Source organism: Flagellimonas algarum, from assembly GCF_040513375.1.
Lineage (GTDB): Bacteria > Bacteroidota > Bacteroidia > Flavobacteriales > Flavobacteriaceae > Flagellimonas_B > Flagellimonas_B algarum.
In genome coordinates, this window is the sequence record NZ_JBEVTG010000002.1 from 526,144 (window position 1) to 545,037 (window position 18,894).

18 protein-coding genes are annotated in these 18,894 nt (G+C 46.1%); 16 read left to right on the forward strand and 2 right to left on the reverse strand.

Annotated elements, in window-relative coordinates; genetic code table 11:
- Positions 1 to 30 precede the first annotated feature (30 nt).
- The 14 genes from ABV409_RS09610 to ABV409_RS09675 all read left to right on the forward strand — a co-directional run bounded on the left by ABV409_RS09610 (position 31) and on the right by ABV409_RS09675 (position 13,834).
- Positions 31 to 846, forward strand: coding sequence for a DUF6090 family protein (locus ABV409_RS09610; RefSeq protein WP_353877369.1), 816 nt, complete (start codon positions 31 to 33; stop codon positions 844 to 846).
- 22 nt (positions 847 to 868) lie between these two features.
- Entirely contained in the window at positions 869 to 1,396 is a 528-nt protein-coding gene (locus ABV409_RS09615; RefSeq protein ID WP_353877370.1) for a DinB family protein, read from the forward strand.
- 171 nt (positions 1,397 to 1,567) lie between these two features.
- On the forward strand, positions 1,568 to 2,983 hold the full coding sequence (locus tag ABV409_RS09620) for a serine hydrolase domain-containing protein (RefSeq protein WP_353877371.1): 1,416 nt from the start codon (positions 1,568 to 1,570) through the stop codon (positions 2,981 to 2,983).
- 193 nt (positions 2,984 to 3,176) lie between these two features.
- Positions 3,177 to 4,019, forward strand: coding sequence for a nuclear transport factor 2 family protein (locus ABV409_RS09625; protein ID WP_353877372.1), 843 nt, complete (start codon positions 3,177 to 3,179; stop codon positions 4,017 to 4,019).
- 103 nt (positions 4,020 to 4,122) lie between these two features.
- A complete protein-coding gene (locus ABV409_RS09630) occupies positions 4,123 to 4,491 on the forward strand; it encodes a DUF4174 domain-containing protein (protein WP_353877373.1) in 369 nt (122 codons plus the stop codon).
- Between the two features lie 278 nt (positions 4,492 to 4,769).
- A complete protein-coding gene (locus ABV409_RS09635; protein WP_353877374.1) occupies positions 4,770 to 5,354 on the forward strand; it encodes a nuclear transport factor 2 family protein in 585 nt (194 codons plus the stop codon).
- Between the two features lie 188 nt (positions 5,355 to 5,542).
- A complete protein-coding gene (locus tag ABV409_RS09640) occupies positions 5,543 to 6,148 on the forward strand; it encodes a hypothetical protein (RefSeq protein WP_353877375.1) in 606 nt (201 codons plus the stop codon).
- An 8-nt stretch (positions 6,149 to 6,156) separates the two neighbouring features.
- Positions 6,157 to 6,450 carry a winged helix-turn-helix domain-containing protein gene (locus ABV409_RS09645; protein ID WP_353877376.1) on the forward strand — a complete coding sequence of 98 codons (294 nt, stop codon included), beginning with the start codon at positions 6,157 to 6,159 and terminating at the stop codon, positions 6,448 to 6,450.
- Positions 6,451 to 6,495: 45 nt separating this feature from the next.
- On the forward strand, positions 6,496 to 7,281 hold the full coding sequence (locus tag ABV409_RS09650) for a tetratricopeptide repeat protein (protein ID WP_353877377.1): 786 nt from the start codon (positions 6,496 to 6,498) through the stop codon (positions 7,279 to 7,281).
- Positions 7,282 to 7,286: 5 nt separating this feature from the next.
- Positions 7,287 to 9,431 carry a TonB-dependent receptor gene (locus ABV409_RS09655; RefSeq protein WP_353877378.1) on the forward strand — a complete coding sequence of 715 codons (2,145 nt, stop codon included), beginning with the start codon at positions 7,287 to 7,289 and terminating at the stop codon, positions 9,429 to 9,431.
- 74 nt (positions 9,432 to 9,505) lie between these two features.
- Complete coding sequence (locus ABV409_RS09660; protein WP_353877379.1) at positions 9,506 to 9,979, forward strand: hypothetical protein; 474 nt, start codon at positions 9,506 to 9,508, stop codon at positions 9,977 to 9,979.
- A gap of 65 nt (positions 9,980 to 10,044) precedes the next feature.
- Positions 10,045 to 11,115, forward strand: coding sequence for an adenylate/guanylate cyclase domain-containing protein (locus ABV409_RS09665; RefSeq protein ID WP_353878164.1), 1,071 nt, complete (start codon positions 10,045 to 10,047; stop codon positions 11,113 to 11,115).
- A 121-nt stretch (positions 11,116 to 11,236) separates the two neighbouring features.
- On the forward strand, positions 11,237 to 12,055 hold the full coding sequence (locus ABV409_RS09670; RefSeq protein ID WP_353877380.1) for a helix-turn-helix transcriptional regulator: 819 nt from the start codon (positions 11,237 to 11,239) through the stop codon (positions 12,053 to 12,055).
- 57 nt (positions 12,056 to 12,112) lie between these two features.
- The gene (locus tag ABV409_RS09675) at positions 12,113 to 13,834 is read left to right on the forward strand and encodes a serine hydrolase domain-containing protein (protein ID WP_353877381.1); all 1,722 of its coding nucleotides are present in this window, start codon (positions 12,113 to 12,115) and stop codon (positions 13,832 to 13,834) included.
- 192 nt (positions 13,835 to 14,026) lie between these two features.
- On the opposite strand, the gene ABV409_RS09680 is transcribed toward ABV409_RS09675, so the two are convergent.
- A complete protein-coding gene (locus tag ABV409_RS09680; RefSeq protein WP_353877382.1) occupies positions 14,027 to 15,010 on the reverse strand; it encodes a carbohydrate kinase family protein in 984 nt (327 codons plus the stop codon).
- Positions 15,011 to 15,249: 239 nt separating this feature from the next.
- Here ABV409_RS09680 and ABV409_RS09685 point away from each other — a divergent pair, with 239 nt between their 5' ends.
- Complete coding sequence (locus ABV409_RS09685; protein WP_353877383.1) at positions 15,250 to 16,401, forward strand: TolB-like translocation protein; 1,152 nt, start codon at positions 15,250 to 15,252, stop codon at positions 16,399 to 16,401.
- Positions 16,402 to 16,976: 575 nt separating this feature from the next.
- A complete protein-coding gene (locus tag ABV409_RS09690; protein WP_353877384.1) occupies positions 16,977 to 17,621 on the forward strand; it encodes a response regulator in 645 nt (214 codons plus the stop codon).
- Positions 17,622 to 17,626: 5 nt separating this feature from the next.
- On the opposite strand, the gene ABV409_RS09695 is transcribed toward ABV409_RS09690, so the two are convergent.
- Positions 17,627 to 18,865: a cation:proton antiporter gene (locus tag ABV409_RS09695; RefSeq protein WP_353877385.1), complete on the reverse strand. Its 1,239-nt coding sequence runs from the start codon at positions 18,863 to 18,865 to the stop codon at positions 17,627 to 17,629.
- Between the last annotated feature and the right edge of the window lie 29 nt (positions 18,866 to 18,894).

Genomic DNA, 18,894 nt, shown 5'->3' on the forward strand with positions numbered 1-18,894 from the left:
CCCAGCAAGGGACGAACCCAAACGCCGAAGATGATCGCATTCTTTCGAAAAATCCGCGCCAGCTTAGTTTCCGGGAATCAACTCCATAAATATTTGCTGTATGCCATTGGTGAAATCGTTCTTGTCGTCATCGGAATCCTCGTCGCACTGCAGATCAATACTTGGAACAACCAGCGCATAGACGCCAATCGGGAAGCCCAGTATTTACGCAATATCGAACGTGACCTGACCCGCCAACTCAACGCCATTACCGTACAGATGGATTTCGAATCGGAGGTGGTCAAAAACTGTAATCTTGCCTTGGCTTCCTTCGTCTCGGGCAATCGATTGAAAGCGGATTCGACCTTGGCCAAGGCCTTGGGCAACACCACCAGCCGCAGAACTTTCTTGAATCCGAATCCAGCCTATAAGGAACTGGTATCAACAGGCAATATCGCGCTTTTGAAAAACGAGGATTTCAAAGATCAACTGATCAATTATTACCTCGAACTGGAACGTATCGAGCGCATCATCGGCAACAACAACATGTTGTATACCGATCAGATCTATACCAAAAAGGTATTGGAAACCGCCCTGCACGACCAGCGGGGCAGCTGGGAAATGATGTTCAAAACTTATGAACGTCAATACAAACCCAATTTCGTTATGACCGATGCCAATCGCGCCAAATTACTAGCGACCAGTGAAAAGATATTGAACGATGACGTTCAGGAACTCGTTCTTGTCAACCATTTGAATGCCCGCAAGTCTTATGCCATGGCCCATGTCTTTTTCTTGTTGGAATTCAAGACCCAGACCAAACAACTTCTTGACGCCATACAATCGTATTACGATACCCCGGAATGAACGGGCTTTAAAACCAGACCCTATGACCGCTATTGAAATCTTGAGTAAGCAAACCAAGGATGCTTTTATTTGGACCAATCGATTAATGGAAAACGTTCCTTACGAAAAGTGGGATATCCTTGCTGATGGTATCGCTTCCAATTTAAGTTGGCAAGTTGGGCACCAGGTTATCAGTATCTACTACCACACCATGATGACTACCGTCGGGCATGTTCCGGAATTGCTGGAGACAATGGACTTGAAATGGTACACCAGCTTGACCGGGTATGGCACATCGCCCAAGGCCATGGTCGGAAAAACCGACCCCAAAGCACTTACGGCCGATCTGGAGTTGATGCAGGGCAAATCATTGGAACTCATCCAATCCCTTTCCGATGCAACGCTGTGGGAAGCTGTACGGCCCACCAAAGTGCCACATCCTGTGGCCAAAACGAAGTTCGAGGCCATCGATTGGAACGTCAAACACACGCTTTGGCATTGCGGGCAGATCGCCACATGGAAACGAATGGTACATCGATCTCATGATTTCGGGGTTGCAAAACCAGAATGAGTCGAATGGTCTAAATGTTCTAACAAGAAAGGAAATACGGTCTTGGATTCCTTGGGGAATTAAGTCTTGACATTCAACCCTTTCATGAAGTATGTCCAATTAAGAAACCTCAGACCTCATCCGAGGTTATTGAAAGTTGGCTACCTTTAAGATCAGTCACAACATAGCATCATGAGATATACCACACCGCTTTTCATAGGCCTTTTTTTCGGAACCGTAGTCGCCTGGGGGCAGCTCGAAGCATCACTAACGCAGAAAATCGACAGCCTTTTTGTGGATTGGACCGTAGCCGACCATCCAGGTGGATCCATTGCAATTATGCAAGGTGATGAAACGACCTATTCCAAAGCCTTTGGATTGGCCAGTTTGGAATACCAAGTACCCAATCACCCGGAGACCCAATTCAATATCGCCTCGGTCTCCAAACAGTTTACGGCCATGGCTATGGTGGTCCTTGAAGAACGTGGGCTTTTATCCATCGATGAAGACATCCGGACCTACCTTACCGATCTCCCCGATTTCGGTTACCCTATCACCATCCGACAGATGCTTCACCATACCAGCGGCTTACGTAGTTTACATGCCCTACTCAGTTTGGCCGGTTGGCGTGACGATGACTCACGGACCAATGCCGATTTATATCGCTTTATGCTCCGACAACGAGAATTGAATTTCGTACCGGGTGATGAATACCTCTATTGCAATACCGGGTATATGCTGATGGCCGAGATCGTCGAACGGATTACCAAAAAGAAATTCCCGGAATGGATGGCAAACGAAATTTTCGCACCCTTGGGGATGGACCATAGCTATGTCGAAGATCGCTATGATCGGGTTGTGCCGAACAATGCCACCTCCTATTACGATACCCGTGATGGTTTTTTCAGGGCCGTCGAATATTGGGGTTATGTGGGTTCGGGCAATATGCATTCGACAACAGCCGATTTGTTGAAATGGATGCGGAACTTCAGTGCCCCCAAAGCAGGATGGGAATCGGCCTTTGAACGCTTGAAAACCGTCGATCCTTTGAATGATGGAAGTAACAACACTTATGCCTTTGGGATTTTCGTTGATGACTATTTGGGGCATCCTCGAATCCGACATGGCGGTTCGATAGGCGGGTTCCGTGCTATGGCGGTCACCTTTCCGGATGCCGCACTCAGTATCGTGATCCTCACCAATTTTTCTTCTTCAGGGAGTGGTAAGCTAAGCCGTGACATCGCCCAGCTACTTTTAGATCCAAATCCCGGCGCTGAAACCAGCTCGCCCCAAACCCCTGCCTCATCAAGGATTTATGAGGAACCAGAGGTATCCGTCGATTTATCCGGAGTCGATTTAAAGCAATTTGCGGGCCGTTTCCATAGTCCGGAATTGGAAAGCACCTTTGACATCCTATTCCAGGATGGTAAATTGCTATGTCATCATGCACGTCATGGTGATTTTCCGGTCTTTTTGATCGATGAAGACGTGCTTGAAATGCTCTCCTACATGACCATGAAAGTAATACGCGATTCCGAAGGATCGATTTCAGGACTTCGTATTTCGAATGGTCGCGCCCGGAACGTCTGGTTCGAAAAACAAGGATGACCTTTAGGGCATATGAAGGCCTGATATCACGATCGTAAAAGGAATCCAGGCATGGGAAAATCAGCATAGGTTCCGGTAAGCCCATACGGATACCCTAAACAACGCTCGCTAAAAAATGATTACATTGAAATGGAAAGTGACAAAACCTTATTGCAAAAAGCAGCCCTCCGACGAATAAAAACAGACGCGATCCATGAAATACATCATGAAAAACCGATTCCTATTCCTAAGCTCCATCCTTTTGTTCGGGATTTCCTGCGAACACCGATCCAAAGAAAACGAAACTTTTTTTGAGACGCCTCCAAAAGGCGGGACAACCCAACTCGGAGTAGCACCTGACGATCCTTTGTTCATGGCCATTGCTAAAGTAGACAGTCTGATGTTCTCCACAGCCCAAAAAGACTGCGATTTGGAAGCCTACGCCGACTTTTTGGATGAGGACTTCGAATTCTTTCATGATAAAGCGGGGTTTACCCCGTCGAAAGAAGCTGAAATGAAGGATATGGCCATCTTTTGTGGGGAAGAACAGCGTTCACGACAGCCTTTGCGACGTGAACTGACCCCTGGAACCCTGCGTGTTTTTCCTATGGACAATTACGGGGCGTTGGAATTCTGTGACCATATTTTCTACTTGCAAATCAATGATGGTACGGAGAAAGTGGTAGGTTCGGGTCGTATGACCGCTATTTGGAAGGAGGTGGAAGGCGCTTGGAAACTTGCCAGGGTCGTCAGCTACGACCACCAACATTTGGCCGAAATCGAATTGCCCGATGCTACCTTAGACCGCTATGTAGGTACTTACGAACTACCAGACCGCCTGGTGACCATCGAAAAAGAAGCCAAGTTCCTTCGGGCGACCGATGTGCACGACGGGGAACCTGGTTGGAATACCCTCTTGTTCCCTGAATCGGAAAACCGCTTCTATTTCAACTATGAGAACGTGGTCTACGAATTCGTTGGAACGGATGGAAGGGTGGAGACCTTGAACATCTATGAGAATGGCGGATTGATTGAAGCGGCCCAACGAAAACAATGATACAGTGATATCGACCAAGAGGAGTGCCCAACCAAAGATACGGTTTCGCTGTATAATGCTTTTTTATATTGGATTATGCACAATAGCCGCAAATGCCCAAGACTTGGCTTCCCATCGTTGGAACGACCGGATCCTTTTGATCAAAACAACCCATATCGAATCGACTACCTTCCAAAAACAGCTGGAGGTATTCCAAAATGACCAATCCGGTTTTGAAGAACGGAAATTGGTGGTCTACCAAATCGTGGGGGATCGATTTACTGTCAAAGGCAACGGTAAATCCAAAACATCTTATGGTGGTTCCGTCTCCAAAAAAGTAAGCGCCTTTTTTGATGAAAAGAACCCTTTCGAAGTGCTACTTATCGGATTGGACGGCCAAATCAAAATGCGAACAACGGAAATGTTGACCCGAGAAGCGCTCTTTGGAAAAATCGATGCCATGCCCATGCGACGATATGAGCTTAAGCACTGATTGGAAACTAGTAATTATAGGGGCCACCGAAATCCAAGGTGGTACTCCGATGGTGGATACCTAATACTGGAAGAAACCCATTTCCTTCGAAAATCGCGTATCTTTAGCTGACCGCCGCTCTCATTGGGAGCGGACCTATTGCCTTCCCCCGGATGCCCCCGGCATCATGCAAATCGAAAACAGAATGGAGGTACCATGGAACACGAACGACAAGTTCATGACTTGCGTGTACCTGCCTCCAAAAGTTGAAACCAAAACGACAACCTAAAACCTAAATGATGAAAAACACCATCCTATTGCCAATCGCTGCCGTACTGTGCACCATTGAGGCCCAAGCACAACAAGACAGCATTGCGCCCGTCGACAAGACCGAAACCAATAAGGAAATCGCCCGTAAGTTTTACCAAGACCTTTGGTTCACCAACAATACCGAAGCCTATGCCGATTATGTGGCCGAAAGCTATGTGGTGCACGATATCGGGGATCGTAAAAACATGACCGAACCTGCCATCGAACAAAAAATTGTTGCCGATCGTTTTTGGGAGAACGGCACTTGGGATTCAAAAATCAACTATCAAATCGCGGAAGGGGATCTGGTGGCGACCCGATGGGAGGCTACCTATATCCCATCCACCCTTTTTGGCAAATTGGTGTTTGGAGGGGGTACGGTACCGATCATCAATGTATTTCGATTCAACGAAGAAGGAAAGATCGTCGAAATCTGGAACCATAGACACGACATCGATACCAACCAGACGTTACGATTCACCATACAAGGCTTGTTGATCGGCTTATTGATCGCTTTGATTCCGACACTTATCGCCTTCCGATTAAAGCGTAAGTTAAAAGCAATGCGGTCATAAAATGGGCATCAGAGCGTGTTGAATGATGGAGTTTTGTGCCTTTGAGGGAATCATCCAACCTATAATGTACGTAAGGCTGTTAAGCTACTACCCTACTCCATAACCGGAGATCGAATCATCAGGTGTATTTCGAATTTAATTTGGTTTATAATTTAAACTAGTTTATCTTTAGCACAAAACAGGAACGCATGAGCGACCTTAAAATGAGTCCGGAACAAAGTATCCAATTGATCGGCGCGGTCATTGAAGAAGCGAAAACACGGTTTGAGGAGAACGGGGTTATTTATATGTTTTGGGGATTGTTCGTCTCCTTGATCGCCTTTACCCAATTCCTTTTACTCTATTGGGAAGAGTACGCCATAAGCTGGTATCCTTACTTGGCCATACCGTTGGGCCTGTTGTTTACTTTCGGCTATTATTGGAATAAAAACAGGTACCGAAACCGCAACCAGATCAGTTCGATCATCTCAAAGACTTGGCTCTTTCTGGCAATCAACAAAATGGTTTTGGGTTTCTTTTTTGCTCCAGTATTGGGCGAAAATCTCAGTCCCATCATATTGATTTTGTTGGCGACGGGTATTTTAATTTCCGGTATTGCACTGAAAACTACCGTACTCATTATCTCAAGCATCCTCATCAATATAGCGGCGTTGTGTTGTTTTCAAGTATCTTGGCTCTACCAGCCCTTGGTGATGTCTGGCGCCTCTTTGTTGGCGGTGATGGTGCCAGGACTGTTTATGTATAATAAAGCCAAACATCGCGAACGTATGAAAAGTCCGTTAGGAAGCGCCTAACAAACAGTATGAATCACAATAAGTTCAAATTGCTCAACCCGATCCTTCACGCTCCACTGCGTCTTGCCATCATCTCCTATTTGGTCGGCAACAGCAGTGCCAGCTTTAATGAAATCAAGGACATGACCAAAGCGACCAGTGGCAATATCAGTGTGCAACTGAAAAAATTGGAAGCAAGCGGTTACGTCAAAATCGAAAAGGGGTTTTTGAACAATTACCAACATACCAAGGTAACCATCACTTCGATTGGACTTAAGGCTTTTGAGGCCTATGTTAAAATCTTGAAAGGCTATATCGAATAAATTTTTTATCCATCTTGTTTATAATATAAACTAATTTATATCATCATGAAAAAGGCGTTTTTACTTTGTACCTGTGTATCCATACTATCTTTGAATTGTGCGAACAGCACGGTCAAAGAAACCGCGATCCAACTAGAGGAAATACAAGGCAACGTGCTTCTCGACGGCATCGAAACAAAAATTTTCGAAGCCTTTGTACAAGCGAACATCAATAAAAAGCCAACTGCCCTTCAGGAGCTTAAAAAAGAGTTGGATGACATGGCTTCGCGCACCCCCAACCAGTTGATCACCTATTGGCAGTCCTATTTGCGCTATTACCTTTCCATTTTTCACATGACCCAAAACCAAGAGGAAACAGCCGAAAAGGAAATCGATGAAGCCGTTGACCTTATGGACGGAATCAAAAACAAAAATACCGAAGACTACGCCCTTTTAGCGCTAACCCAGAGTTTCAGTATTCAGTTCAAAGGGTTTCGGGCCATGTTCATCTCAAGTGCCATCAAAAAAAACGGCAAGCGATCCCTTTCGTTGGAACCTAAAAACATCAGGGCATATTTCGTCTTGGCAAGTAATGACTTTTACACTCCCGAAAAATATGGTGGCGGTGAACAGGCCGAAGGCTACTTGTTGAAAGCCATTTCGCTACCTGATCAGTTGAACAAAAACCCTTACACGCCCTCTTGGGGGAAACAAGAAGCCTATGAACTGTTGGTCAAGCACTATATGAAAACAGACCAGCGTGATAGGGCCCGTACATACTGTAAGGAAGGGATCGCATTATACCCTGACAACTATGGATTGGGCAAATTGGCCATTAAACTGTTGGATTGAGATCCATGCGCAGGCTGCTTCTTTCCTTATGTCTCGTTCACGGTCTGCTCAACGCACAAGTCAAGGTGTCTGGGCAAGTAACCGATGGCAAACTGCCAATTTTTGCAGCGAATGTCTACGTTAAATCGACTCCCGAACAAGGCACGGTCACTGATTTCGAAGGCTTCTTTGTCTTAAACCTAGCCAAGAACACAGACACCTTGGTCATCTCTTATTTGGGATTCCGCACCAAAACAATCCCTGTCGAAGCACTGTCCCTTGATCGCACCAATGTGATTACGCTGAAACCCAGTTCGCAGTCCCTTGATGAAGTGGTTTTATATGGACCGGACCCCATTTCCGATAAATTCTCGGTGAAAAAACTGGAAAAATTAGACATCTATCTCAATCCGGTAGCCCAAGGTGACCCGCTAAAGGCAATTACGATTTTACCCGCTTCGACCATCGATGATGAAACCGTAAATCCTTCCCTTAGGGGTAGTGATCCAGATCGTTCACGGGTGGTTTTCAATAATGTGCCGGTATACAATCCAGTGCGGGCGAGCCAGTTGAACAACCAAGGGTTTTTCAGTCTTTTCAACACGGAGTTGATCGATAAACAATACGTATATGCCAGTAATCCGCCTTTGACCTTTGGCAATACGAGCGCAGGCCTGGTCGAAATCCAGACCGTCAGGGAACTCGGCCAAGATCAGGTCAAATTATCGGCCTCTTTGGCCAGTACGGGTTTTTTTATCGCGCAGCGTCTCAAAGAGAACAAGACGTTCGTCCAGGTTTATGGCAATTATCAATTCAGTGGGGCTTTTTTGGGAATCCAGGAAGGAAAACTCCCGGACCTCAACGATTTCCAGACCCTGGATCTGGGCGTCAACGCACGGTTCCAAATCAACAAGCAATGGTCATTCAATAGTTTTAGCTATGGCATTGATGAGGATTTTTCGGGCAATCGCACCCAGTTCACTTATCAAGGGGAATTTGAATCGGCAAAGACCAGGGTCTTCACGATCAACAACCTGAATTATGCTACTGCCTCGGGTTATTTTAATTTGAATTTTGGGATAAACACCGAATCCCAAGAATTCTTCTTCGGCAATACCATATCCCAACAAGAAACCGACCAGCGCTTCCTATCGTTGAACCACAAAACCAAGATCGGAAGTAACGTGGTACACCAAGCCACCATTTCATGGGATACGTTCTCAAGCAGCTTCGATGATCAGGTTCCCGAGTTCTTTTATGCGAATGCCCCCGATTCCCCCACATTCGATACAAGTTTCGATGGTTCCAATCAGCTTTTGGAACTTAGCTCGTTTACCAGTTGGACCGCTTCTGACCGGTTGTTGGTCTCAGCTGGTTTGAGGGCCAACCTTCCTATGGCGGATCAATCCAGCTACCTGAGCTATCAAATGGGGCTACGCTATAAATTGAATGCCGATAGCGATTTGCTTCTTAGTGGGGGTAAATACCATAGTTATACTACCCCATCCTTTTTCGTTCCGCAATTCAATTTGTTGACCAGTGAACAATTGGCCCTTGACTATTCCCTTTCAACAAAGGGGATGAATATCACGGCAGCCTTATTTTTCAAAAGTGAAAAAGGACTTCAAACGGTCAACCAATTTCTATTTTCAGACAACTTAAGTACCTTCGGCTTTGAGCTATCGGCCCAAAAACGGATCAATAACTGGCTCGATGTATCGATGGCCTATACCCTATTGGATCAAAACTCGAATATTGGTGAAACTTCCTTTCCTGGTCTACGTGATTATGGGTATTTCATCAAATCATCCATACAGTTCACCCCCCCGAAATGGGCAACTTTCTCACTGAACTGGTTGGCCAGACCGGGCCGGCGCTATACTCCGATTACCGGCGGTTCCTTCGATGTGCCGACCGGTTTTTATGAACCCAATTTCGCTGCCGAATTTCTGAATGAGCGATACAACCCGTACTCAAGGGTAGATTTGGGTGTCAGCAAATACATCAATACGGAAAAATTGGAGTGGGTGCTATTCGCCTCGATCAACAACATCTTTAACAGGGCCAACCAGCGGGTTGATCAGTATAATGTGGATTATACCGAAAGAACGTTCAATCCCTATCAGTTGCGGTTGTTGTATTTCGGATTGGTCCTTACACTGAATCACTGAGAATTACGTCAATAGCCCTACAGGCACTAGACGTTCAGTTTCACTATCTTTAGTTGGACTAAATCGAATCCGTTATGTGTCGACCCCTTCTGCTCCTTTATTCCGTCCTGTTATTCGGTTTGTTCCAAGCCCAAGAAATCAATGGGCAGGACTTTATCGACCGCACGCCGGCCGATATCACCATGGAGTTCATTGCCGATTACAAAGCGTATAATGAGTTCGCCCTAGCAAGTGATGCGAAACACCAGGGCAAGAAAGACCACCTGATCGAAAAACGGTACCGCAAATTGATACGCAAGTATTGCGGGGCGAAAAACGATTATCAAGGGGTCACCTGGGGAACGATTTCGAACCATGACGCCCGCTATGAAAAAGTGGTGAACCTCCGGTTCGATGAGGACATCACGGTAATCGTCACCAAATACTTCGACGAACAAAACCCCTTTCGCGAAGCGGATTATGAATACCATTACCGCTTTAAGAACAAAAAATGGGTCTTGGTCGAGGTCTATTATATCGATCAAGACGGCCCTATGCGACATCTATGAATCCGTCAGTATGTAATAGGATGTCAATACTATCACCGAGGACAAAACGCTACATATTGAAAATCGTGCCGTTCGGCCTTGTACCCATGGTATTCAGTTTGGTGTATTCCCTTTTGGAAAAGGGGATTCTGGGCACCCATCCCACCTACCCTTCCACGGGCAACCCCTATCAGTTCATTTTGATCGTACCTGCCTTGATTTCTTTATTCTTAGGCTTCTTGATCGGCCTTTTGGAAGTCTTTGTCATTAGCCGACTTTTCGTAAAGTCCAGCTTCCTGAAAAAATTGATCCTGAAGACGATGATCTATTTCTTGATCATCGTGGTATCGATTGTTTTGATTTCCTTATTGAGTACGGCCCATGAATACCGTTTGCCTCCTTTCTCATCTGAGGTTTTAGAAAGTGTCGAGACTTTTTTTAGGAGTTTTGCTTTTTGGAGTGTCGTCGTCTATTTCACCCTTGGCCTAGTTATTTGCCTCTTCTATGCTGAAATAAGCGACAATCTAGGGCAATATGCGATTGCCAATTTTTTTACTGGAAAATACCATAGACCTATTGAAGAATATCGAATCTTCATGTTCCTCGACATGAAATCTTCGACGACTATCGCAGAACGATTAGGTCATGAAAAATATTTTGACCTCTTGAATGATTATTACCGCTATCTATCAAACCCCATTATGGATTTTGGAGGTGAGATTTATCAGTATGTGGGCGATGAAATCGTCTTGACTTGGAGATTGAACACCAAGATGGACAAAGCATCCGTTGTCTACTGTTTCTTCTCCATGCAGGAAACCCTTGCTGAAAAATCAACAAGCTTTTTGAAACGCTATGGCCTCGTCCCTTCATTCAAAGCGGCGATCCATTTGGGTAAGGTCACCACAGGTGAAATTGGAAAAATCAAAAAAGATTTTGTCTTTAGCGGGGACGTGTTGAATACAACGGCCCGAATCCAGGGTTTGTGCAACGAACACAATGCGCGATTGCTTTGTTCTGAAGAAGCCGTTACCCAGTTGGAGCTGCGAAAATCGTTTGAAGTAATCGACTTGGGTACGGCGAGCTTGCGTGGTAAGGAGGACAAAATCAAGATCTTTGATGTTATCGCTAAAAAGAATCATAATTCCAATGGGTAAAGGGAAGCAAGGTTTGAACGAGCTAAAAACGATGCAACTAAACGCTATTGAAAGCACTATCTTTAAGTTGGAAATAAAACAAGTCTATGGAATCGTTTAGATTCCTATTTGATGTTCTGCCATGAAGATTCTAACCAAAGGACAATATTACGGTGACCAAAACGCGGAACGGGCCTTTCGCGGGGTACACCTATCGCAATACGGCTATTCGACCGAACGTACCGACTGGCACTACCATGAAAATCCGTATTTCATGTACGTGTTGCAGGGCAATATGAAAGATTGCAACAAAAGGGTCGAGACCCTATGTCCGGCAGGCAGCTTGATGTTCAATAATTGGCAGGAACCGCACTACGGTTCGAAACACACCGATCTAGGAGGGGGTTTTCACCTCGAGTTTGAAAAGTCTTGGTTGGCCGAGAATGGGATTTCCTTGCAACTCTGGGAAGGAAGTCAACGTATCGATAATCCGCAATTGCATTTGCTATTCGGCCAAATATACCAGGAGTTCCTTCTTTCCGATGATTTCAGTCCGGTCGCCGTTGAATTGCTATTGGTCCAGGTCTGCGACGCCTTGAGCCAGGTCAAACAAGCCGAACGACGGATTGACCCCCAATGGGTGGCCAACCTTAGGGAACTGCTCCACTTTGAACAAGATGCCTTAGATTTGAAACAACTCTCACACGCCCTTGACATCCATCCGGTGCACCTGTCGCGGGCCGCTCCAAAATACCTAACCATGGGTCTCGGCCGGTATATCAGGGAACAAAAATTGAGAAAAAGCCTTCCCCTACTCTTCGATCCAAAACTCCGTTTGACCGAAATCGCCTATATCGCCGGATTTTCCGACCAAAGTCATTTCAACCGGGTCTTTAAAGCCTATTTCAAAGTAACCCCAAGGCAATATCGCCAGCGTATCGGAATCGGGCCTCAATGTTAATTTCATACAAGTTTGGCCAGACCATGCCGAATACCTTTGCCATAAATTCAATCCATCATGAAACGAACAAATTTAATCTTCCTACTTGGGCTGTTGGCCCTAATGAGCGCATGTGCCCAACAAGCCGAAGAAAATTACAATGGCGAATGGGTCGGTCATCTGTCGAACCGACAAAGCTTCAATTTCCATGTGAGCTTGACCCAAGCGGAAGGTGATCGGTACCGATTGCGCATTAAGAACGATACCGATCTTATCGATACGGTAGTTCGCTCGACAAAACCGGGGCAACTCCATTTCGACATTGACGAGCAGCTCTTTTTCAAGCTCGACTACACCCCTGACAAAAATGCGTTGGGCGGGTTTATCCAATCCGGGAAATTTCTATACCGGGTCCATTTCCCCAAAAATAACGAGCATTCCTATTCGGGGAAGTGGAACGCCTTTATGGTCGACGACGGCTTACAGTCGGACGATATCATGCTCTATGTCGAGCTCATGGACGATTTCGGACTGGTGGCTTTTCCCTTTTTTGGTGACCAACGTTTTCGCGGAATGTGGACATGGGACTTTGAAAGGGACGGTAACCTGCTTCGGTTCACGGATGGGAACGGTGGATTGAATTTCGTGGCCGATCTTCAAGGCGACCAAATCAAACTGGGTATTTACCTTACGGATCGCTTACTGACCGAGGTTGACCTTACCCATACGAATGATGGTTGGGAATATCGGTCGGATGCCGATCCAATCCCACAAGATACCCGTACCCCGAAGGCCTTGGAAGATGGCTGGGCCACAGGTCACTGTGTTGATTTTGGGGTTGACCCGATACCCTTGAATCGAATGATCGACAGCATTTCAGAAGGGGCCTTGGTGAACACCCATAGCGTGCTGATCTCTAAAAAGAACACCCTGGTCTTTGAGAACTACTATGGGGGCTGGAACGGCCACATTCCCCACGACCTGCGTTCGGCCTCCAAAAGCATTTCATCGGCCGTCATCGGCATTGCCTTGGAAGAAGGCATTTTACCCAGTGTCGAAACTCCGGTATATGATCTTTTGCCCCAAAGTTATCAATATACCAAAGCGGGTCGAAAAGCCCGGATTACCCTACAGCACCTATTGACCATGAGTTCAGGGCTCGAGGTTAACGGCGAAGCCAATGAAGACCGCTATCAAGATCCCAGAACGCCAAACGGTTGGCTGCAAACGGTACTCGAAGCCCCCATGGTACAGGAGCCTGGCGACTACCTTGATTACGGTTCGGCCAACCCGTTTTTATTAGGTGTTGCCCTGGCCGAACAATTGGACCTGCCCCTTCAGGACTATATGCATGAAAAACTGTTCGCCCCCTTGGGGATTGTCAATTACATTAACCAAACCGATGATACCTACCAAGATCCCTACTTCGGCGGTGGCATGCTTTTGACCTCTCGTGATCTATTGAAATTCGGACAGTTGTTCCTCAACAAGGGAAGATGGAATGACCAACAGGTCCTTTCAGAAGCCTGGGTCGCGGAATCCTTTTCGATTTATGGTCGCTTGCAGGATACTAGAGACAAAAACGAATACGGCTACCTTTGGTGGCACGATCGATATACCGTTGGTAATCGCGAAATCAAAACGGTGGAAGCCCGAGGCGCCGGTGGACAATTCATCTTCATAATTCCGGAATTGGAGAGCGTGGTCGTAATCACCTCCGGTAATTTCAGGAATCGAAAAGGCAATCAACCCCGAACGATTTTGAAAGAATACATCCTTCCGGCCATGCTTGCCCATTAAAGAATGCCCCCTTTGGATCAAAGGCTCATAAAGTTTTCACAAAATGGGTCGGCGTAAGCAGCCTTTTATGAAAAAACACATCCAATAGATGTTGGTTAGTATAAGATGCCTGCCGACCTCTTAGAAGTTGCTGTGTTAAGTTCATATGGTTTGGTTGGTTGTTAGTTAATGTTGGCAGGCGTCTTTTCAACTTCAGATACTCCCGTAATTCTTAAGGATAATTTCATCGGTTTCGGCTTTCGACTTGAAGACGTCGAACGTCCTGCCCTGGGTACGCAAGGCTCCTAAGGCATTGGCATACTTGGCTGCCCTGATGTAATTGTTTTCGTTACCTAAAAGCCCGAAGCCGAGTCCACCCGCGAACGAATCACCACAACCCGTCGTGTCGATAACGTGGTCGACTTTGACCGATTTGACCATCTCTTGCTGAACGGCCCCGTCCTTTTTATAGAACACCGCCCCACCATTGGCATCTAGGGTAACGATCAACGACTTCACCCCTTTGTTGACACAATGGGTGCCGAATGGGGTTAAATGGGAAGTGTCCGATTCATCGAAATGGCCCAAGTCTTCGACTCGGTATTCTTTCTCGAACCACGAACATTTCGATTCTTCCAAGTTCATTTTAAGCACATCGATATAGGGCAACCACTGATCGCGATCGATCCAATACCGGATCTTACGATCCCCCGATATGGTAATGGTGTTGGTGGGCCCATGAGCGTCGAAGATGACGGTACCCTTACTGTTGCCCTTGATGTATTTCAAGGTTTCGAGTGGCACTTCATAGTCGGTAATAGGCACACAGACAAAGACGTCACAGTGTAAAAGTTCGGTAAGGTCTTCAGGAACGATGGGGTTCATAAAGCCCGTTTGTTTCTCCAAGCGGTTGTTCTGGTCCACGAATTTAAGACTGATCACGTCACCTTGGTCCGCATCGGAAGTGATATGGTCGGTGTTCAAATTGGGATACTCGGCCAAAAGTTCCTTAATGGCTTGTTCATCTTTTTTCCGCGTATGCGAAACCAAATGCACCGTGCCCGAATCACCCAACAATTTAGACAAGCCGATCGCGGTATGCGTGGCACAGCCATATTTCTCGATCACTTCGCCATGATGGGTGGTGATATGGTCTCTTGGAATCGGTCCGAGTACAGCGACATGATAATGTGGCATATGAAAAAATGTTAGGTCATGAAAAAATACAAAAAAACTTTGCGCGTTATGGTATCCCCAACCGAAGTTTTGTACTTCAGGGCCAGGCCCCATCCTCGGTTTTTGCCCTAATCACCTCAAAATCATCGATAAAGTGTAAAAAATATCGATTAAAATGAAAAACCTGTGAATTATTCATAGGATGGTCTGTAGCTAAGTTGCGGATATTTGTATGGTAGTAATCCCCCAAATCCAATGCTATGAAACGGACAACTAACTTCAAAAAAATGCTATTTCAGGTACTAATGCTGACTTTTATCGGAGCCATGGCGCAAGACCAAATGGATCCCAAAAAAATAGGAGCGGAACGTATCGATGACTATCTCGAACTATTGAAATTGGGTTATTCCGATGCTGAAATCTTTCAAGACCTGGGCAATGCGAGTCTCCTATCCGACAAATTCGAGGCAGCCTCCTTTTGGTATGAAAAGTTGATCGGCCTAGGAGATGATCAACTCACCGCCCTTTATGAAGAACGCTACCGCTATTCATTGGCAAAATCACAAAACAAGGCGATCCCGACCAAAGATTGGAAAAGCACGATTACCAATGAGTACGTGGCCAAGAATTCCAATTCGGTGGCACAGCGTCCCGATCAAGGGAACAACGAACAATTGGGATCCAATGCCGGCTTACCGGGGTACATTCCGTCCATGTCGTTGACCGAAGATGGTAAGGTCGCTTATTTCAGTAAAGCGGTCTATAAAAAACCGACCACTGGGATATTCTCAAAACGGGAATTGGTACACGAAATCTACCGTGCCGAAAAAGTGGAAGGGCGTTGGAAGAACATTCAAAAAGTCATTGTTTGCCCGGAGCACTTTTCTGCCAAACATCCTACGATATCCGGTGATGGTAAGCGTCTGTTCTTTGCTTCGAACATGCCGGGAAGCTACGGGAAGTTCGACATCTACGTTGCCGACCTCGATGCCAAAGGAACGTTCGGATTGGCCAAAAACCTAGGGTCGAAAGTGAATACGAAAAAAGACGAGCTCTACCCTAGCCTTCACAACCATACCCTGTTGTTCTTTGCTTCAGAAGGACGAAAAGGATATGGCGGACTGGACCTTTACGCCACCCAGGTACAACAGGAAAGCTTGACCCTTGCCGTCAACTTGGGTGACCACATCAATAGTGCGAAAGACGACTATGCCATTCAGCTCGACACCCAACAAGGACGGGGTTATGTGGTCTCGAACCGGGGTACCGACCGTATTGTCGACCAATTTGCGGTACAATTCGGTGGTAAGCGAAAACTTGCTGAGGAACGCGAAGAAAAACTGGCCAACATTCTGAACAATCCGACCAGCACCAATTACTCGAACACCGTCTACGAAGACGATAACCCATAACAATGCTGACTCAGAAAATCGGTCAGGTGCAGGGGATTAAATCTGGTGTATTCGATTGCCAAAAATCAATATCAAAAGGTCAATTCTAATTTATTGGCAAGACTATCGAGAATACGGGTTGTATTATATCAATCTGGCCGATTTTCATAAAAAGAAGGATGTCGTTACGGCATCCTTTTTTTCGTCTGTAGGGGTAAAGGGCAGCAAATCGCAGTATGCATTTGAACGAAAATGACTACATAAATTTGGAATTCTCATTCTAAAAAATCTATCTTGAGAATGATATAATGCAACCCAAACTCAAAAAATCCCAAATTATTGACCTATGAAAACAGTATGCTACACCCAGATTCCGAGTACTGACCCCAATCTTTTTCGATACAAGTTCCATCTTCTTTCGTAAGCGATCGATAGCATAGCGGCCCTGCCCTTTGCCTTTTGCTTCCATGCAATTTCGTTCGGCCTTTTTTTAAAGGTGACTCCGTCGTACGCCGATCCATCATGGTCATGACCCTGTATTGTGATAGGCCAAGGTCGAACGGTTCCCCCATTCCGTAACCCAAAACCCGAAGAAGATGAAACCTACTATCATAAAAGTACTGATCATTGAAAGTGATCCCGAACAACAGAAAATCTACCGCGATTATTTCGCCAATACCGACGCCTACGAATTGTGCGGCATTTTCAAAAACGTACATGAAACCTTATTGAACCTCCCCAGGCTGATGCCCGAGATCATCGTCTCCGAAGCCTATTTTAAAGGCATTTCAGGATTAGACGGTATCGAATTGATCAAAAAGAGGCAGGAACACGTCAAGATCCTCATCATGAGCCATCAAAGCCATTTCGAGGTCATTAGAAAGGCCTTTCGCAAAGGGGCTGACGGTTACCTTACCAAACCCATAAGCGCACATCGATTCTTCAATGCGCTGGAGTCGATCGCACAACACGGCACGATCATCGAACACGACGTGGCCCGACAGATCATCAGTTCGTTCCAACGTAAAACCTATGCCCAGTTCTCCAAACGGGAGAACCAGATCATCGAGTTCTTAAAACAAGGGAGTACCTATAAGGTCATCGCGAAAAAGCTGTTCGTGACCACAAGCACGGTCAACTTCCACATACAGAACATCTACTTGAAGCTGAACGTGAATTCAAAATCGGAAGCACTTGACAAACTGCGCTTACTCGAAATGAAGGAAGTGGAATTCGATTGAATACCCTAATGCTGCAGTTTTTTGACGAACGGCCCAACCGTTAGGCCCTGCACCAGTATGGAAAAGATGACCACCACATAGGTCATGACCAAGAACAGATCACGGTGCATTCCATCCGAAAGTCCGAGGGCCAAAGCAATGGATATGGCACCCCGTAACCCACCCCAAGTCATGATCAGATTGGTATTGGGGACGAATTCCAAACGACGTTTGAAAAAATTCACCGGTACGATCAAAGACAAATAGCGGCACAATAAGGTAATCGGGATCAACAGCAATCCAGCAATGACGAAACCAGTGTGCAATTCGAGTACGAGCAATTCCATTCCGATCAAAACGAAGAGAATGGTATTCAATAAAATGTCGATCAATTCCCAAAACTTATCGACATAGCTTTCGGTCAACTCAGACATGGCCTCGGCCCTGAATTTGGTGCCCCCGACGAACAATCCGGCGACGACCATGGCCAAGGGTGCCGATACATGCAGGTATTGGGCGATGACGGTTCCTGCCATGACGGTAGCCAAGGTAATGATGACCTCGATGGCATAGTCGTCGATCGATTTCATCATGCGATAGGTAACCCATCCCAAGAACAGGCCCAACAACACCCCACCCAGAACCTCATGAACGAAAAGCTCGAGAATGGCTAGAAAAGAGAATCCTTCGGCCGGGTTCGTGGCCAGACCGAAAATCGTTAGGAATACGACGACCCCTACCCCATCATTGAACAAAGATTCGCCTACGATCTTTATTTCCAATTTTTTAGGTGCCCCGGCTTTTTTCAAGATACCCAAAACAGCGATGGGATCGGTAGGTGAGATCAAGGCACCGAATAACAAGCAGTAAATAAAAGGCACTTCGATACCCAATAAGGGCAAGACCATAAAGGTGGCCGCACCGACCAGAAAGGTCGATACCAGGGTGCCTAAGGTCGCAAAGGCCAATACCGGCCAGCGTTGTTCTTTCAATTTGTCTAAATCGGTATGCAGTGCCCCGGCAAACAGGAGGAAACTCAACATGATATCGAGGAGTATCGTTTTGAAATCGATTTGCGAAATGATGTAGCGCTCCGCATTCAGCAAGGTGTCGTCATAAGCACTTAACGCAAAAGTACCCATGGTGAACACGATGGTGATCAGGGTTAAACCTATGGTATTGGGTAGTTTGAACAAGCGTACGTTCAGGTAGCCGAAAAATGCCGATATCAGAATGAGGATGGTTGCAATAACGAAATAGTCCATAGTAGCGAAGATATTCAAAAGAAAGGCAC

Coding starts and splice junctions, on each gene's coding strand:
- ABV409_RS09610 (WP_353877369.1), top strand. CDS start 31: ATGATCGCATTCTTTCGAAAAATCCGCGCCAGCTTAGTTTCCGGGAAT.
- ABV409_RS09615 (WP_353877370.1), top strand. CDS start 869: ATGACCGCTATTGAAATCTTGAGTAAGCAAACCAAGGATGCTTTTATT.
- ABV409_RS09620 (WP_353877371.1), top strand. CDS start 1,568: ATGAGATATACCACACCGCTTTTCATAGGCCTTTTTTTCGGAACCGTA.
- ABV409_RS09625 (WP_353877372.1), top strand. CDS start 3,177: ATGAAATACATCATGAAAAACCGATTCCTATTCCTAAGCTCCATCCTT.
- ABV409_RS09635 (WP_353877374.1), top strand. CDS start 4,770: ATGAAAAACACCATCCTATTGCCAATCGCTGCCGTACTGTGCACCATT.
- ABV409_RS09640 (WP_353877375.1), top strand. CDS start 5,543: ATGAGCGACCTTAAAATGAGTCCGGAACAAAGTATCCAATTGATCGGC.
- ABV409_RS09645 (WP_353877376.1), top strand. CDS start 6,157: ATGAATCACAATAAGTTCAAATTGCTCAACCCGATCCTTCACGCTCCA.
- ABV409_RS09650 (WP_353877377.1), top strand. CDS start 6,496: ATGAAAAAGGCGTTTTTACTTTGTACCTGTGTATCCATACTATCTTTG.
- ABV409_RS09655 (WP_353877378.1), top strand. CDS start 7,287: ATGCGCAGGCTGCTTCTTTCCTTATGTCTCGTTCACGGTCTGCTCAAC.
- ABV409_RS09660 (WP_353877379.1), top strand. CDS start 9,506: ATGTGTCGACCCCTTCTGCTCCTTTATTCCGTCCTGTTATTCGGTTTG.
- ABV409_RS09670 (WP_353877380.1), top strand. CDS start 11,237: ATGAAGATTCTAACCAAAGGACAATATTACGGTGACCAAAACGCGGAA.
- ABV409_RS09675 (WP_353877381.1), top strand. CDS start 12,113: ATGAAACGAACAAATTTAATCTTCCTACTTGGGCTGTTGGCCCTAATG.
- ABV409_RS09680 (WP_353877382.1), bottom strand. CDS start 15,010: ATGCCACATTATCATGTCGCTGTACTCGGACCGATTCCAAGAGACCAT.
- ABV409_RS09685 (WP_353877383.1), top strand. CDS start 15,250: ATGAAACGGACAACTAACTTCAAAAAAATGCTATTTCAGGTACTAATG.
- ABV409_RS09690 (WP_353877384.1), top strand. CDS start 16,977: ATGAAACCTACTATCATAAAAGTACTGATCATTGAAAGTGATCCCGAA.
- ABV409_RS09695 (WP_353877385.1), bottom strand. CDS start 18,865: ATGGACTATTTCGTTATTGCAACCATCCTCATTCTGATATCGGCATTT.